General features: G+C 65.1%; 9 protein-coding genes and 4 pseudogenes. 12 read left to right on the top strand and 1 reads right to left on the bottom strand.

Features of this window, described 5'->3' with window-relative positions; genetic code table 11:
- A pseudogene (locus F7R02_RS21450) lies at nt 1–253 on the top strand (integrase core domain-containing protein); the annotation flags it as partial.
- A 13-nt stretch (nt 254–266) separates the two neighbouring features.
- On the opposite strand, the pseudogene F7R02_RS21445 reads toward F7R02_RS21450, so the two are convergent.
- A pseudogene (locus F7R02_RS21445) lies at nt 267–3,275 on the bottom strand (TonB-dependent receptor); the annotation flags it as partial.
- A gap of 852 nt (nt 3,276–4,127) precedes the next feature.
- On the opposite strand from F7R02_RS21445, the gene F7R02_RS21435 reads away from it, so the two are divergent.
- From F7R02_RS21435 to F7R02_RS21385, 11 genes and pseudogenes are all read left to right on the top strand, one after another.
- Complete coding sequence (locus F7R02_RS21435; protein ID WP_078590943.1) at nt 4,128–4,868, top strand: flagellar motor protein; 741 nt, start codon at nt 4,128–4,130, stop codon at nt 4,866–4,868.
- A 6-nt stretch (nt 4,869–4,874) separates the two neighbouring features.
- Nucleotides 4,875–5,849, top strand: a complete 975-nt coding sequence (gene motD / locus F7R02_RS21430; RefSeq protein WP_005931860.1) for a flagellar motor protein MotD — start codon at nt 4,875–4,877, stop codon at nt 5,847–5,849.
- A gap of 1 nt (nt 5,850) precedes the next feature.
- On the top strand, nt 5,851–6,633 hold the full coding sequence (locus tag F7R02_RS21425; protein WP_003489696.1) for a ParA family protein: 783 nt from the start codon (nt 5,851–5,853) through the stop codon (nt 6,631–6,633).
- The gene (locus F7R02_RS21420) at nt 6,630–7,742 is read left to right on the top strand and encodes a chemotaxis protein CheW (RefSeq protein WP_151210191.1); all 1,113 of its coding nucleotides are present in this window, start codon (nt 6,630–6,632) and stop codon (nt 7,740–7,742) included. The genes F7R02_RS21425 and F7R02_RS21420 overlap by 4 nt, the downstream gene beginning before the upstream one ends.
- A gap of 102 nt (nt 7,743–7,844) precedes the next feature.
- On the top strand, nt 7,845–8,153 hold the full coding sequence (locus tag F7R02_RS21415) for an STAS domain-containing protein (RefSeq protein ID WP_003489692.1): 309 nt from the start codon (nt 7,845–7,847) through the stop codon (nt 8,151–8,153).
- Nucleotides 8,150–8,515: a response regulator gene (locus F7R02_RS21410; protein WP_002806565.1), complete on the top strand. Its 366-nt coding sequence runs from the start codon at nt 8,150–8,152 to the stop codon at nt 8,513–8,515. Before F7R02_RS21415 ends, F7R02_RS21410 begins: the two co-directional genes overlap by 4 nt.
- A gap of 33 nt (nt 8,516–8,548) precedes the next feature.
- Nucleotides 8,549–10,555: a chemotaxis protein CheA gene (locus tag F7R02_RS21405; RefSeq protein ID WP_078589156.1), complete on the top strand. Its 2,007-nt coding sequence runs from the start codon at nt 8,549–8,551 to the stop codon at nt 10,553–10,555.
- Between the two features lie 239 nt (nt 10,556–10,794).
- Nucleotides 10,795–13,086 (top strand): annotated as a pseudogene (locus tag F7R02_RS21400) (methyl-accepting chemotaxis protein).
- A 316-nt stretch (nt 13,087–13,402) separates the two neighbouring features.
- A complete protein-coding gene (locus F7R02_RS21395; RefSeq protein WP_078564315.1) occupies nt 13,403–13,936 on the top strand; it encodes a hypothetical protein in 534 nt (177 codons plus the stop codon).
- Nucleotides 13,937–14,248: 312 nt separating this feature from the next.
- Nucleotides 14,249–16,426 (top strand): methyl-accepting chemotaxis protein, encoded by a 2,178-nt coding sequence (locus tag F7R02_RS21390; protein WP_139370875.1) that lies wholly within the window; start codon nt 14,249–14,251, stop codon nt 16,424–16,426.
- A 71-nt stretch (nt 16,427–16,497) separates the two neighbouring features.
- Nucleotides 16,498–16,821 (top strand): annotated as a pseudogene (locus F7R02_RS21385) (methyl-accepting chemotaxis protein); the annotation flags it as partial.
- Nucleotides 16,822–16,949 lie beyond the last annotated feature (128 nt).

Below are 16,949 nucleotides of genomic sequence, written 5' to 3'. Positions count from 1 at the left end.
TGGCGTCGCACTACAGTACATCCAGCCGGGAAAGCCAAATCAGAATGCCTTCATCGAGCGCTTCAATCGCACGTTCCGCGAGGAAGTGCTCGACCTGAATCTCTTCGCCTGCCTCGACGAGGTGCGCGAAGCCGCCCACTGGTGGATGATCGACTACAACCAAGCAAGATCCCATGATTCGCTCGGCGGAATGACCCCGGTCGAGTACCGCAACAAGTACGCCGAAAGCTCTACTTTTAAAGTGCCTGCTTGACGGGGGAGCTTACGATGTTGTAGGCCGCATTGACATCGATCTGGTAGTACGGCTCCTCAAAGACGTTCAACCCGTTGACCAGGCCTTGCACCAGTTCACCGCGACGGTTGTAGGAGGCGCGCAGCAGCAGGCTGTCGGTCTCGTAGAACACGGTGAGGTTGGTCTGGTTTTTGGCGCTGCCCGGCATGGAGGTCTTGCCGGCCTCGGTACCGTCCTCCAGCCGCACCGCGGCCTTGCTGGCATCGTTGTAGGTGTAGTTGAACTGCACACCGAGGCCGAACGGCAGCGTGTGCTGCGCATACAGCTCCACACCCTGCGAGACGGCGTCCTGGCCGCCGGCCTGGGTGCTGTAGTTCTGCACGGTGACCGGTTGCCCGTCGACCATCATGTTCACGTCGCTGATCACGTCGACCGCGAAGTTCTCCACGTTCTTGCGGAACAGTCCCACACCCGCCACCGAACCCGGGTGGAAATACCATTCCAGGCCCAGGTCGAACTGGTTGGCCTTGTACGGCTCCAGATTCTTGTTGCTGCCCGAGCCGTACCAGCCCTGCTCGCTGGCACCGCCGGTCAGGCGCCGGTCGGCCACGTACTCGGGGCTGTAGAACTCCAGGCTGCCAGGCGCGGCGATGTCGTTGTAGCTGGGCCGCGCGATCACCTTCGACGCCGCCGCGCGCAGCAGCAGGTTCTCGGTCAGGTCGTAGGCCAGGTTGAAACTCGGCAGCACGTCGGTGTAGTTGCGGTCCAGCCCGCTGACCACGAACGACTCGGTGCGTTGCACGCTGTCGGACAAACGCCAGTAGCCTTCGGTCCCGCAATAGGTGTCGGCCGGGGCGCCGCTGGGCATGGCGGCGCCCTGCTGGCAGGCCAGCGGATTGCCATCGGCGCCGTCGAAGAAATAGTCGTTGTAGGCGGTCACCTTGTCGGTGGAATCGGCACGCTGGCCGGTGCGCGCCACCCGCACGCCAACGTTGCCCCGCAACCGCTCGGTGTGGAAGTTGAGCTGCAGGTAGCTGGAATAGATCTCCTCGTCGACGTTGTAGACGAAGTTGTCTTCGCTGCGGGTCTGCATCGCGCCGTAGGTTTGGTTCAAGTAGCCGATGTGGCCCGGGAAGTTGATCGCCGGGAAAGCGCTGGCGTTGACGCCACCGGCCAGGTTGTCCTGCGCGAACAGCAGGCCCGGGGAGAACTGCGTGGCGATGGCATTGCAGCGCCCGTTCCAGTAGCGGTTGTCGTAGTCGCTCGGGTCGGTGCCTGGGCACACCCAGTAGTTGTTGCCGGTATTGCGGTGGATGCCGCCGTCGCGGCGCTTGATGCCGAACTGCAGCGAGTCGAAGACCTCGCCGTCGAAATGCCAGGTGGTATCGATCTGCGCGTACTGCTGCTGGTTGGTGTTGCGGGTCCAGGACGAACCGGTCGAGCCCAGGTCGACCTGCAGGATGCCATCGCGCAGGTTCTGCATCAGCTCCGGTGAGAAGGTCATGCTTGGGGCGCCGGTCAGGTCCCAGGCGCTGGCGAAGTTGCCATTGGTCCAGCTGCCGTCGGCGTTCTGCAGGCGCGGCTTGATCGGCAGGGAAAACTGCAGCTCCGGCCCGCCCTTGGCCCAGGTGCGGCCGGCCTTGAACGCCACGTCCACCTGCTCGCCACGCCATTCTCCGCCCAGGTCGACCGTCTGCGACTGCGATTTTTCGATGTTGTAGCTGCCGGTGATCTGCGGCGTCGGCACCGTGCAATCGTCCGAGCCCCAGCCGCCCGGCGGCAGGCCGGCCGCGGCGGCCTGCGCCTCGCTGCAATAGTAGGTCTTGCCCGGACGCAGGCTGTAGGCGGCGCCAGTGACGATCGTGCCGCTGGGATCGAACCGCAGCCCGTCGAGCAGGCGCCCGCCGCGCCAGTTGCCGTCGCCGAAGTAGCGCGCAATGTTCCACTCAGGAATCTTGATGGTGTTGGTCTGCGAGTCCTGCGACAGGTCGAAGCGGAAGTAGTTGGCGGTCAGGGTCAGGTCGTCGGTGGGCTTGAACTGCAAGGTCAGTTGCCCGCCCTTGCGCTCGCGCTCCTCGCGTTTGGCCTCCAGGCTGACCGCCGTCGGCATCATGAAACCGGTGGAGTAATTGCCGTCCTGGTTCCAGAAACCGGTACCGCCCCACCAGTTGGCGTTGAAGTCCGACGGATTTCCATTCACGTCGACCGCCGGGCCGCCTTCGTCGCGGCCGTACCACTGCCAGCTCTCGGTACTGGCATTGAGCGTGCGCGCGGTGCGCTTCTGCTGCGTGTAGCCAACGAAGACACCGAAGCGGTTGTCCTTGTCGTGCCACGAGTAGGAGCCGGAGAACTGGCCGTCGGTCTTCTTGCTGGTATCGGACCAGGTGCCCTCGGCGGAAACGAAGCCGGAATGTGGCTCCAGTTCCAGCGGGCGCCGCGTCTGCAGGATCACCGTGCCGCCGATGCCGCCTTCGTCGATGCGCGCTTCCGGGGTCTTGTACAGCTCGGCGCTGCCCAGCAGGTTCGACGGCAGCAGCGTGTAGTTGAACGAGCGCGTCGGGTCGCCGTTGGACTCGGCGGTGGCGATGTAGTTGCCGTTCAATTCGGTCAGCACCAGCTCCGAGGACAGGCCCCGCACGCTGACGTTCTTGCCTTCGCCGCCGTCGCGGCTGATGACCACGCCGGGCACGCGCTGCAGCGCATCGGCCACGTTCTTGTCGGGGAACTTGCCGACGTCCTCGGCGGTGATCACATCGACCACGGCGTTGGCGTTGCGCTTTTGCTCCAGACTTTTTTCGATCGCGTAGCGATAGCCGGTCACCGTCACCGCGTCCAGGTCCGTGGCCTGCAACGCGGCCTGGCCCGCGGGCGCCGGCGTGCCGTCGGCCTGCTGGGCGGAGACGTTGGTGGAGGCGGCGCTCGCGAACAATGCGATGGCGATACCGGCGTACAGCGTGCTGCGGTTGCGTGCGAATGGCGTGCAGTTCATTTCGATCGTGCTCTCCCAATGGTGATCGGCCTCGGCGGCTTTGTATCGATCCAACGATCGGACCAGAACGCCGCGCGACGTAACGCAAAAATATCCGGCACCGTTGCGGTGCCAGGTTTCCCTACCCTCTCTCCCTCCTGCGCGGATGCGATTAGATCGTTCTAATGCAGTGGGAAGCTAAGTAGCACAGCCCATGCGCCAGCGCATTCTGCCGCGCAGCAGGCCCGCGGCTTGCAAGCGTCACCACGAGCGGTCGGGCTCGCCACGCTTGCGCGCGGCACGGTACAGGCTGGCGGCAGCAGCAGCTCGATGGCCGCCCGCAAAACGCCCTCGCCCGCAACCGGGCAAGCGGTTTACCGAAGCGCTTGCACACTCCCCGTTATTTGCAACCGAGCTCAGCGATATACGGGGTCGACATGCGTGTGTTGACGCACTCCAGGACATGTCCCGCCACGCGCTGCTTGGCTGCCATCGCCATGGCAGGGATGTGCCGCGACGGCGAGTCGGACAGGATGTCTGCCGCGCCGAAGAACCGATCCCCGGTCACGTTGGCGCCGCCCACCGAAGCCGCAATCAACAGTCCGCGCCTGGACGTACCCTCACCCCAACCCCTCTCCCGGCGGGAGAGGGGCTTTATTTCCGCGCCGGACTCAGGACTCCTCGAAATCACATCAGTAACGTGCCGAAGCAGCAGCGTGGCCGGAGATCGGCGGAGAGCGGCACGGGAATGTGCCGCGACGGCGAGTCGGACAGGATGTCTTTCGAGCCGAGGAACCGGTCCCCGGCCGCGCTCTTGCACCCAACGAAGTCGGCAGTTCGCAGACCCATTCCCCAAAACGACAACTTTCTGGCGCGCCAACCGGGCACACCTATCAAGTCCGCCGGGCCTGGGCCGATACCGCATGCATGGACAGACTCAGTGTAATCGGACTGGTGCTGGCGATCGTGGCGATCGTGGGCGGCAGCGTGTTGAAAGGTGCCGGCATTTCGTCGCTGTGGTCGCCGGCTGCCTTCGTGATCGTCATCGTCGGCACGGTGGCCGCGATCCTGCTGCACACCTCGCCGGCGGTTTTCCGGCGCGCGTTCAAGATCCTGCGCTGGGTCATCCAGCCGCCCGCCAGCGATCGCCCGCAACTGGTGGCGCGTATCGTCGAGTGGAGCAATATCGCCCGTCGCCAAGGCCTGCTGGGCCTGGAAGACCAATTGCCGCGTCAGGACGATGCCTTCCTGCGCAAAGGCCTGCAGATGCTGGTCGATGGCGTGGAGCCGGAAGCCATGCGCAACATGCTCGAGATCGAAGTGGACAACCAGGAGCGCCAGGATCTTGCCGCGGCCAAGATATTCGAGGGCATGGGCATCTATGCGCCCACGTTGGGCATCATCGGCGCGGTGCTGGGCCTGATGGCGGTGATGAAGAACCTGGCCGATCCGGCCATGCTCGGGCACGGCATCGCGGCGGCATTCACCGCCACCATCTACGGTATCGCCTCGGCCAACCTGCTGTTCCTGCCGGTTGCTGCCAAGCTCAAGAGCGTGATCCATTGCAGCACCAACGAGCGCGAAATGGCGATCGAAGGCCTGATCGCGATCGCCCAGGGCGAGAACCCGCGCAACATCGAATCGAAATTGGCAGGCTACTTGCATTAGCTCGTTATGGCCCGTCGTCGCAAACACCACGAAGAACATGGCAACCACGAAGCGTGGGCGATTCCGTATGCCGATCTGATGACGCTGCTGCTGGCGTTCTTCGTGGTGATGTACGCCATCTCTTCGCTCAACGAAGGCAAATACAAGGTCATGGCGCAAGCGCTGACCAGCGCCTTCGGTGGCTCGTCGAACAAGGCCAGCCCGGTGCAGCTGGGCAAGACCCAGAGCCTGGGCGCCGATTACGACCGCCCATCCGTGATCAAGGCCGGGGCGCCGATGGCGGCCTCCAATGGCCCGACCGACCCTACCCTGCTGCCGTCGATGGCCGCGCAGATGCGCATGCCGGTGTCGCTGCGCAACCAGGCGCAACTGGCGCGCGCACAGCGGCAGATGGATGCAGTGGAGCAGCAGCTGAGCAAGACGCTGGCCCCGCTGATCGACAAGCAACTCATCACCATCCGCCGCAACGATCTGTGGATCGAGGTGGAGATCAACAGCGACATCCTGTTCGGCACCGGCTCGGCCACCCTGGCCGGCCGCGCCCGTGGGACGTTGTCCACGCTGGCCTCGGTGCTGCGCGAGGCGCCCAATGGCGTGCGCGTGGAGGGTTATACCGATAACCAGCCGATCGCCACCGCGCAATTTCCCTCCAACTGGGAACTGTCGGCGGCGCGTGCGGCCAGCGTGGTGCACCTGTTCGCCGACGACGGCATCGCCCCGCAACGATTGGCGATGGTGGGCTATGGAGAATTCCGCGCACGTGCCGATAACAGCACTGAGGCGGGACGGAATGCGAACCGGCGTGTGGTGTTGATCATCCTCGCTGACTCGGCTGGCTCACTCGCACCCGATCCGCCATCGCAATTAAATGCGACCGCCGCCGGGGCGCCCAAGCTTCCCAAGTCTGACGGCGGCCAAACGGCCGTCACCACCGAAAGCGGCACAAGTTCCGTCCCCGCCGTAATTCAAGGAGTGCAGTGACATGCGTATCTGGGCAATCGCCAACCAAAAGGGCGGCGTCGGCAAGACCACCACGACGCTGGCATTGGGTCGCGGCCTGGCCGCGCTCGGCCACCGCGTCTTGTTGATCGACCTCGATCCGCACTCTTCGCTCACCCGCGCCTTCGGCGTGGCGATCGACCCGCCGCCGCGCGGGGTGCTGGACCTGTTCGGCACCCCGCCGAGCGACCTGGCCAGCCTGGCGCATGAAAGCAGCATCCCAGGCCTGTCGTATGTATGCGCGCAAGCCGCATTGGCCACGCTGGAACGCCGCAGCGCCAACCAGCCCGGCCTGGGCCTGGCGCTGCAGAACGCCATGACCCGGCATGCCGGCCAGCACGATTACATCCTGCTGGATTGCCCGCCGACCCTGGGCCTGCTGATGATCAACGCTCTGGCCGCCTGCGACCGTGTCGTGGTGCCAACCCAGGCCGAGCCGCTTGCCCTGCATGGCCTGGCCAGCATGGTGCGCACCGCCGACATGGTGCAGCGTTCGCGTCGCCGCGAGCTGCCGGTGTCGATCCTGCCCACGCTGTTCGACCGCCGCACCCGCGCCGGCACCGAAACGCTGAAGGAAATGCAGGCCACCTACGGCCCGGTCGTCTGGGAAGACGCGGTGCCGGTGGATACCCGAATCTGCAACGCCGCCGCCCTGACCGTGCCTGCCGTTGGCGGCGACTATCAGGGCCGCGGTCTGTCCGCGTATCGCCGCGCGCTGGAATGGGTGCTGGCCGATGACGCGATGCGTATGGAGCAAGCCGCATGAGCAACTCCACCGCCAACGGTGAATTGGACGATTATCTGGAAGGCCTGCTGCACGATGCGGGCGTGGAGATCGTCGCCCCGCCCGCGGCCACCGCAGCGACGGTCGATACGCCGCCAATTGCGGATGCCGATCTCGCGCTGGCCGAGCCGCCGGTCGAGACGGCCGCACTTCCCGAAGCCGCCACCGTCTCCGAGGCTGCCACCTCCAACGCGATTGCCGCGGTGCGTAGCGCCGATGCGATCGCCGCCGATTTCCTGGCAGAAATGGACGCCGACCCGGCATTCGCCCCCGCGGCCAAGGCCGCGCCCAGCGCTGCCGACATCGCCGCCGACTTTCTGGCCGAAATGGATGCCGACCCGGCGTTCGCTCCGCCGGTCAACGCCGCGCCCAGCGCTGCCGACATCGCCGCCGACTTTCTGGCCGAAATGGATGCCGACCCGGCGTTCGGAGCCGCACCCATCGCAGTGGACCTGATCACCGCAGATCTGCTGGCAGAAATGGATGCCGACCCCGCCTTCGGGCTGGAGGCTGCACCGGTCGCGGCGCCCGCACCAGCCCCGGTCCCAGCGCCCGCCCTGCCCCCGCGTGCAGCACCCGCGCCGGCACGCGCTCCGGCACCGACCGGGCTGCAGGCACTGCTGGCGCCTGGCCAGGCCGACAAGATTCACGCCGAACGCCGCGCCAGCGAACGCAGCACCCGCTGGCTGCGTCTGCGCTGCGGCGAACAGACCTATGCGCTGGAATTGCTCAAGGTGCAGGAAGTGGTGTTGCCGGTGCCGCTGCTGCCGCTGCGCGGCACGCCCAGCGCCATGCTCGGCATCATGAACCTGCGCGGCCAGGTGGTCCCGGTGATCGATCTGGGCATCCACCTGGGCTCCTCGCCGGTGGACATGGAACTGCAGACCCGCGTGGTGGTCCTGGAAGAAAACGGCGAAACCATGGGCCTGCGCGTGTCGGCCGTGGAAGACGTCACCAGCCTCACCGATCAGCAGATCGAGCCGCCGGACAACGCGCGCCTGTGCCGCATCTACAACAACCTGTTCCGCGGTGTCGCACGTCTGGGCCATCAACCGATGATCCTGCTCGATGCCACCCATCTGCTGCATTGATGCGCGCCTAGCTTGCCCGCACCTGCACGCACGACGATTCACCGTTAAAGCTTTTCCGCCCCCCGCCGTTAGTACGCATAGAACCATCCGTTCGGAGCAACAATGAGCACAGTGACATTGGGTGAGGATCTCGGCATCGAGACCAGCGCCGACCTCAAGCAAAAGCTTGCCGGATTCCTCACCCAGGACGGCGACCTGGTGCTTGACGCCGGTGAAGTCCGGCGCATCCACACCGCCAGCGTGCAGTTGCTCTGCGCCTTTGTGCAAAGCCGCCGCCAGGCCGGCCTGCACACCGAATTCGATGGCTGCAACGACACTTTTAGGGATGCAGCGCGTCTGCTCGGCGTCACCGACGCGCTCGGACTCCCGGCATCCAATGACAACCTGAAATCTGTGGAGAACGCCGCATGAGCGCACGTATCTTGGTGGTGGACGATTCGGCGTCGATGCGCCAGATGGTCTCTTTCGCCCTCACCTCTGCCGGCTTTGCCGTCGAAGAAGCCGAAGACGGCGCCGTTGCGCTGGGCCGCGCGAAGGGCCAGCGCTTCAATGCGGTGGTCACCGACGTGAACATGCCCAACATGGACGGCATCTCGCTGATCCGCGAGCTGCGCCAGCTGCCGGACTACAAGTTCACCCCCATGCTCATGCTCACCACCGAGTCGGCGGCCGACAAGAAATCCGAAGGCAAGGCCGCCGGCGCCACCGGTTGGCTGGTCAAGCCGTTCAATCCAGAACAGCTGATCGCCACCGTCCAGAAAGTTCTCGGTTAAACCCTTCTCGCTTCAGCTTCGGATTTCACGCCCATGAGCATGGACCTGCAACGTTTCCACGCCACCTTTTTCGAGGAAAGCCGTGAAGGGCTCGACGCGATGGAGGCTGGGCTGCTGTCGCTTGAAGAAGGCAACCGCGACCCGGAAATCATCAACTCGGTGTTCCGCGCCGCGCACTCGATCAAGGGCGGCGCCGCCACCTTCGGCTTCGACGCCGTTGCCGGCCTGACCCACGTGCTGGAGACGCTGCTGGACGAGCTGCGCTCCAACAAGCGCCAGCTCGAACCCAATGCGGTCGATGCCATGCTTGGTTCGGTCGACGTGCTGCGCGCCCTGTTGCGCGAAGCCGAACACGGCACCCCGGCCGACCCGGCTGCGGTCAAGGCCGTGCACACCCGGTTGAATGCCGTGCTTGCTGGCGAAGCGCCGGCGGCAGTGGCAGTGGCCAAGCCCAAGGAAGAAGAACCCGAAGCCTGGCACATCGGTTTCACCCCGGCGCCGTCGCTGTTCATGAGCGGCAACGACCCGTTGCGCATCATCCGCGAGCTCGAACACCTGGGTCCGCTGCAGATCGCCGCGCGTCTGGAGCGCATGCCGGGCTTTGAGAACATCGACCCGCTGGAAGCGTATCTGGCGTGGGACCTGGGCCTGATCGGCAAGATTCCGCGCAGCAAGATCGAAGACACCTTCGCCTGGGTGGTGGACGATTGCGAGCTGGACATCCGCCCGATGGCAGTGCCCGGCCCGCCGCCGAGCCTGGCCGTGGACGCTCCGGGTGCCGCACCGGTTGCAGCGGTCGCTGCCGCACCGAGTGCCGTTGCCGAACCTGCCGCCGCGGCGACACCGGCCAAGGCCGCCGCTGCCGAAGCTGAAAGCTCGATCCGCGTCAGCGTCGACAAGGTCGATGCATTGATCAACCTGGTCGGCGAGCTGGTGATTACCCAGGCCATGCTCAAGCAGGTCTCCACCGGTCTGGACCCGGCGCATGCCGAACAACTGTTCGCCGGCCTGGATCTGCTCGAACGCAATACCCGCGATCTGCAGGAAGCGGTCATCGGCGTGCGCATGCTGCCCGTCGATGCGGTGTTCCGCCGCTTCCCGCGCCTGGTGCGCGACCTCTCCAGCCGCCTCGGCAAGCAGGTGCGCCTGCGCACCATTGGCGAAAGTACCGAGTTGGACAAGGGGTTGATCGAGAAGATTGCCGATCCGTTGGTGCACCTGGTGCGCAACTCGATCGACCACGGCCTGGAAATGCCCGATGCGCGCCGCGCCTCCGGCAAGGACGAAACCGGCACGATTACCCTGGCGGCCTCGCACCAGGGCGGCCACATCGTGATCGAAGTCAGCGACGACGGCCGCGGCCTCAATCGCGCCAAGATCCTGGAAAAAGCGGCCGAACGCGGCATCGCCGTGCCGGACAACCCGACCGATGCGCAGGTGTGGGACTTGATCTTCGCACCGGGCTTCTCCACCGCCGATGCGGTGACCGACCTGTCCGGTCGTGGCGTGGGCATGGACGTGGTCCGCCGCAACATCCAGGGCCTGGGTGGCGAAGTGCAGCTGGAAAGCAATGCCGGCAGCGGCACCCGCGTGTTGATCCGTCTGCCGCTGACCCTGGCCATCCTGGACGGCATGACCGTGTCGGTCGCCGGCGAAACCCTGATCCTGCCGCTGTCCTACGTGCTCGAAGCCCTGCAGCCGGCACCAGAAGACGTCCGCGCGATGGCCGGCGACGGTCGGGTACTGCGGGTGCGTGGCGAATATCTGCCGATCCTCTCGCTCACCAACTACTACGGCTTCGGCGGGCAGCAGTCCTCCAAGGAATCGCTGGTGGTGGTGGTCGAAGGCGACGGCCAGAAGATCGCGCTGGAAGTGGACGAGTTGCTCGGCCAGCAGCAGGTGGTGGTCAAGAACATCGAGAACAATTACCGGCGCATTCCGGGCGTTTCCGGCGCCACCATCCTCGGCGATGGGCGGGTTTCGCTGATCGTGGACATCGGCGGTCTGGTGCGCTCGCTCAAGGTGCCGCAAGCCGCGTAATGCAGTCGCCGCGGCGTGGATGCCGCGGCGCAAGACTCCGCCACGCCATCGACGCACGATGGTTGCTGGAGCGATCGCCGGCAGTATGGGGACTGCCGGCATCAGCAACACCCGTCCGTCCCGACACGACCGACGGTAGATTCTGGCCCTTTGTCCGGATCTGTCGACTTCGCCACGTCTTTGCCTACCTGCTGGCGGGCGCCACGAGGCCAGTCGTCTCTGCAATACGGGAAGACACGATGAACTGGTTCCGCAATCTTGCCGTCGCCCGCAAGTTGGCCGTGGCGTTTTCCTTTACCGCATTGATCACCCTGAGCCTGGGCGGGTTTGCGCTTGCGCGCATGCAATCGAGCGCGCACCTGTTGCGCGAGATCGGCACCGTGTGGGCACCGGCCGTGCAGCAACTGAGCGAAATGCGCGCATTGCTCGGCGAATTCCGCACCTACGAACTCGCTCAGCTGGCGCACGCCGACGATCCGAAGGCGGTGCAGAATTATTTCGAACGCATGGACAAGGCGCGCGCCGACGTCGCGACGGCGCAGGACGCCTACGCCAAGACCACCACGGCAGGTAGAGAGACCGAGTTGTACGACGAGGTCAAACTGAAACTGTCCGATTACTACAAGGCCAATGCTGCGCTCAGCGCCGCGGTGCGTGCCGGCGATCTGGTCACTGCCAATCGCGTTTCCGACGAGCAATCGCGTCCGGCGCGGCGCGACCTGTTCGCAAAATTGGTGGAGCTGACCAAGTTCAACGTTGCCCACATGGACAGCGAGATCGCGCAGGCCGAGGCAACCTACCGGCGTTCGGTGCACGTCATGCTCGTGGCGATGGCGCTGTTCGTGCTGCTGGCTGCATTTTCCGGTTGGTTCATCGCCCGCAGCATCGCTGGCCCGCTCGGTCGCGCCACGCGGGTGGCCAGTGCCATCGCACAGGGCAAACTGGATAACGCCATCCACGTCGACAGCCGCGACGAAGCCGGGCAATTGCTGCACAGCATGGAAGGCATGCAGCGGCAACTGCAGGCCGTGCTCGCAGCGCAGTCGGAAATGGCCAAGCGCCACGATGCCGGCCAAATCAGCTATCGCATGGAACACGATGCGTTTCCAGGCGACTACGGCACCATGGTGCGCGACACCAACAGCCTGGTCGGCTCGCATATCGCAGTCAAGATGAAACTCGCGCAGATCATGTCGCACTATGCGATCGGCGACTTCAGTCAGGACATGGACCGCCTGCCCGGGGAGAAGGCCGTGCTCAATTCCACCATGGATACCGTCAAGGCCAACCTGTCGGCGATGAACGGCGAGATCAAGCTGTTGGCGCAGGCCGCTGCCAACGGCGACTTCAGCGTGCGTGGCGACACGCAGCGCTTCCAGTACGATTTCCAGGCGATGGTGGAGAGCCTCAACCAGCTGATGGCGACCGCCGATGCCAACCTCAGCTCGCTGTCGAAGCTGTTGCAGGCCATCGCCGCGGGCGATCTCACCGAGCGCATGCAAGGCCAGTTCAATGGCGTGTTCGCCCAGATGCGCGACGATGCCAATGCCACCACGGCGCAACTTGCCGATATCGTCGGGCGCATCCAGCACGCCACCCTGTCGATCAATACCGCGGCCAGCGAGATCGCGGCCGGCAACAACGATCTGTCGCAGCGCACCGAGCAGCAGGCCGCCAACCTGGAAGAAACCGCCGCCTCGATGGAGGAACTCACCTCCACCGTACGCCAGAACGCCGAGCATGCGCGCCAGGCCAACCAACTCGCCATCGGTGCGGCCACGGTTGCCTAGCAAGGCGGCAGCGTGGTGGCGCAGGTGGTGACCACGATGTCCGGCATCGAGGTGTCGTCGAAGAAGATCGCCGACATCATCAGCGTGATCGACGGCATCGCCTTCCAGACCAACATCCTGGCCTTGAACGCGGCAGTGGAAGCGGCGCGTGCCGGCGAACAGGGCCGTGGTTTCGCCGTGGTTGCCTCGGAAGTGCGCACGCTCGCCCAGCGTTCGGCCAATGCAGCCAAGGAGATCAAGCACCTCATCGACGATTCGGTGAGCAAGGTCGCCGAAGGCTCGGTCCTGGTGGATCGGGCCGGCAAGACCATGGCCGACATCGTCGCCAGCGTGCAGCGCGTCACCGACATCATGGGCGAGATTTCTGCCGCCTCGCAGGAACAGTCGGCCGGGATCGAGCAGGTCAACCTCACAGTGACGCAGATGGACGAAGCCACCCAGCAGAACGCCGCGCTGGTGGAAGAAGCCACCGCCGCGGCACGTGCGATGGAAGAGCAAGCCGGTCAGCTGTCCGATGCGGTGTCGATCTTCAAGGTCCAGCAGGTCGCCGCCGTGGCGCCTGCGGCCAAGCGCCCTGCGCCGCTGCGCCTGGCCGCCGCAAAGCCAGGCGTTGCCAAACCGACCACGACCAAGCGCGCACCCGCACCGGCCGGTGTCGCGGCCAAAGCCACAGCCACAGCAACACCACGCCCGGTGACTGCCACAGCCGCCAACGGCGATGCGAGCTGGCAGGAATTCTGACCGCAACGTCTGTGGAGCCGATGACAAAGCGACCAACATGAGCAAGCCCCGGCAGCAATGCCGGGGCTTTTTTTGGCGAGAAAACTCTGCTTAGGCGTTTTCGCGTGTCGTTGTCGACAGCTTGCAGTTGGGCGCGTGAGGCGGCGTGCGTCCCTCATCCGGCGCTGCGCGCCAGCTTCTCCCGCAGGAGAAGGAAGTCGCTGCGACGCCCATGCAAGTGTGCCGCTGGTCGAAAATCGGTCAAGCGCAGGCGTTTGCGGCCGATACAGCAAGCACTGAGGGCCGCATTGCCCGCGCTAGATCGAAGGACGTCCGCATGCACACCGCCAACTCCAACCGCTCTGCACGTACCGTGCTGGGCTGTGTGTTCACCGTCGCGCTGCTGGCTGCCGGCGTCTCGTTGCCGCCCTCCTTCGCCGCCCCGGCAGCGCCGGTCTCGGTGCTTCTGGACAATGTGCCGGTCACCGCATTGCAGTCGCTGGCGGTGGATCTGGCGCAGTTGCGCGACGATCAACGTGCACAGCTTGCCGCCAGGCACGATGCGGCGCGTATCGACGCCTACGACGAGCGTCTGGGCAATCTGCACCAGCGCATCGCACGGCACGCCGGCTATTTCCAGGCCACCGCGCCTCAGGGCGAGCAGGCACGCAAATTCGCGCTGGTGCAGCAGCAGCTGGGCAAGTATCTGGCACAGCACCGCCAGGCCAATCGCGCCCTGCACGAGGGCGACCTGCAATACGCACAAGCCTTGTCGCTGGGCCATAGCGGCGATACCCGCCATGTCTTGTGGACCGAACTGCAGAGCCTGCAGCAATCGGTCGCCAGCGTGAACGTTGCGCAGCGCAACTGAGCCGCTGCAGGCAACGCAACGGTGGCCACGAGCGACCGGGCAACATCACGAGCAGTACGCTCCGCTTCACGCTGAACCGTCACGCCTTGTGCGGCCGAGGTAATCGGCGAAACGCCTGCACAGCACGCCGGGCCGCCTGCCGCTGCGGGTCACGCCGTGCCAGCGGGTTAACGCACTGAGCAAAGTCAGGCCATTCGCACGTGGCCTGCGCCACACATCGTCCGCAACCCTGCGGTGCGCCCGGCTCAACATTTTCGGAGTCGGGTCGCTATTCGACTTACGCCGGTCACATTCCTTTGCTGGATATCTGCCATGACGCTGAAGACCACGGTTGCAAAAAAGCTGGCCAATGTGCCGCTCAAGCGCAAGTTCTTCGCCCAGACTGCTCTGGTTGCGCTGGGCATCATTGCGTTGGCGGTGATCGCCGCACGCATGCAGTACGTCGATCTGACCGATACGCGCCGCGATGGGCTCAAGAGCCAGATCGAGATGGCGATTGCAGTGGTCAATGGCTACGCCGAGCGCGCCGAAAAGGGCGAGATCGACGTGGAGACCGCCAAGAAAAGTGCGCTGCATACCCTGTCGACCATGCGCGCACGTGGCGGTGTGGATTACATCTACGTCACCGACCAGACGCCGACGATGCTGATGCACCCCACCCGGCCCGACCTGGTCGGCAAGCCGTTGAGCGATGTGCTCAGCCCGGACGGCAAGCGCGTGTTTCCGGCGTTCGTCACCGCAGCGCAGGCCGGCGGCGGCTATGTCGATTACACCTGGGCCAAGCCAGGGCAGAAGGATCCGGTGCAGAAAACCTCGTACGCGGCGCTGTACAAGCCGTGGGGCTGGGTGATCGGCACCGGCGTGTACCTGGACGACACTCAATCGCAGGCGCTGGTTTTCACCGGCATCGTTGCGATCGCCGGAGGCGCCTTGGTGCTGATCAATCTGCTGGTGGGCTGGATCATCGGCAACTCCATCCTGGAGCCGGTGTCGCGGGCCCTGGCAGCCATCAAGGGTGTGGCGCGCGGCGACCTGAGCGTGCGTACCGCCGAACACGGCACCGATGAAATCGGCCAGATGCTCAAGGCGACCGACGAGATAGTTCACACCTTGGAGCGCTTCTCCGCGCAGACCAAGGTGATGGTGCACATGCATGCCGGCGACGATGTCACCCACCGCATGCCGACCGATTTCCCGGGCGTCTACGGCGAGCTGGCCACCGGCATCAACACGATGATCTTCGAGCACCTGGATGCCATCGTCGATGCGATCGGCATCCTCAACGAGTATGCGCAAGGCGACCTGTCGCGCAATGCCGCGCGCCTGCCCGGCACGCGCGCGGTGCTGCATGAAGCGATGGATGCAGCCAAGGCCAGCCTGCTGGCGATCAACACCGAGATCAAACGCCTGGCCCAGGCCGCGGCTAACGGCGACTTCAGTCAGCGCGGCGATGCGACGCGCTTCAAGCACGACTCGGCGCGCATGATCAACGACCTCAACGCGATGATGGAGGTCAGCGACCGCAACCTGGGCAAGCTGTCCGAGCTGCTGGCGTCCCTGGCCGAAGGTGACCTCACCGCGCGCCTGGACGGCCAGTACCATGGCGTGTTCGCGCGCATGCGCGACGACGCCAACGCCACGGCCACCCAGCTGGCCGGCATCGTGGGGCGCATCCAGCAGGCCGCCAGTTCCATCACCGGCTCGGCCAGCGAAATCGCCGCCGGCAACAACGATCTGTCGCAGCGCACCGAACAGCAGGCCGCCAGTCTGGAAGAAACCGCCGCCTCGATGGAGGAGCTCACTTCCACCGTCAAGCAGAATGCCGAAAGCGCGCGTCAGGCCAACCAGCTGGCGATCGGCGCCGCCAGCGTGGCCTCGCAGGGCGGCCAGGTGGTGAGCCAGGTGGTGGACACCATGTCCGGCATCCAGACCTCGTCCAGGAAGATCGCCGAGATCATCAGCGTCATCGACGGCATCGCCTTCCAGACCAATATCCTGGCGTTGAATGCTGCGGTGGAAGCCGCACGTGCCGGCGAACAAGGCCGCGGATTCGCGGTGGTCGCCTCGGAAGTACGCACGCTGGCGCAGCGGTCTGCCAGTGCGGCCAAAGAGATCAAGCACCTCATCGACGACTCGGTGGGCAAGGTTTCCGAGGGCTCGCTGCTGGTGGATCAGGCCGGCAAGACCATGGCCGAGATCGTCTCTTCGGTGCAGCGCGTCACCGACATCATGAGCGAAATTTCTGCCGCCTCGCAGGAACAGTCGGCCGGGATCGAACAGGTCAACCTCACCGTCACCCAGATGGACGAGAGCACCCAGCAGAACGCGGCGTTGGTGGAAGAAGCCACCGCCGCGGCCAATGCCATGCAACAGCAGGCGCAGCAGCTGGATGAAGCGGTGTCCAGCTTCCGGATCGTCGCTGCCGCCTCCAACCAATTCGGCCATGCAGGCGCACGCGCGCCGACGCGGGTTGCGCTGGCCGCCCACTGATCGCAGACGCCCCGCTACGGCGGGGTTGTCTTCTCCGCTCCCCCCTTTCCCTTCCCTTCCGCGGCTACGCCATGACCTCGCCTTCCACCCACTCACGTTTCAGCGGACGCCTGGCGTACCGCCTGATGTTCGGTACGGCGGTCATTGCCTCGCTGTGCTTCGGTTTGACCGCAGCCATCACCTATTGGCAAAGCAGTCGCGCATTGAGCGCCTCAGCGCAGGCCACGATGCAAAATGCCGCGCGCTACCAGGCCGAGCAGATCGGCAGCGACCTTGGCCAGGCGTTGACGACCGGCCAATCGCTGGCCACCACCTTGCTGGTGCAACGCGCCAATGGCGGCATCAGCCGCGACAGTGCCGCAGCCGTGGTGCACGACCAATTGCTGGATCACCCCGGGGTTCACCCCCGTTTTCACGGACACTTACAAGAAGGCCGATCAAGGCCATGAGGAGTGTTCATGTCAAAGCGCAGGAAGTTCACTGCCGAGTTCAAGCGTGGCGCGGTTGAGCAGGCCAGCCAGCC

Source organism: Xanthomonas cissicola (assembly GCF_008801575.1).
Taxonomy (GTDB): domain Bacteria; phylum Pseudomonadota; class Gammaproteobacteria; order Xanthomonadales; family Xanthomonadaceae; genus Xanthomonas; species Xanthomonas cissicola.
Note: the sequence above shows the minus strand (reverse complement) of the source record. Positions and strands in the feature narration are given on the sequence as shown.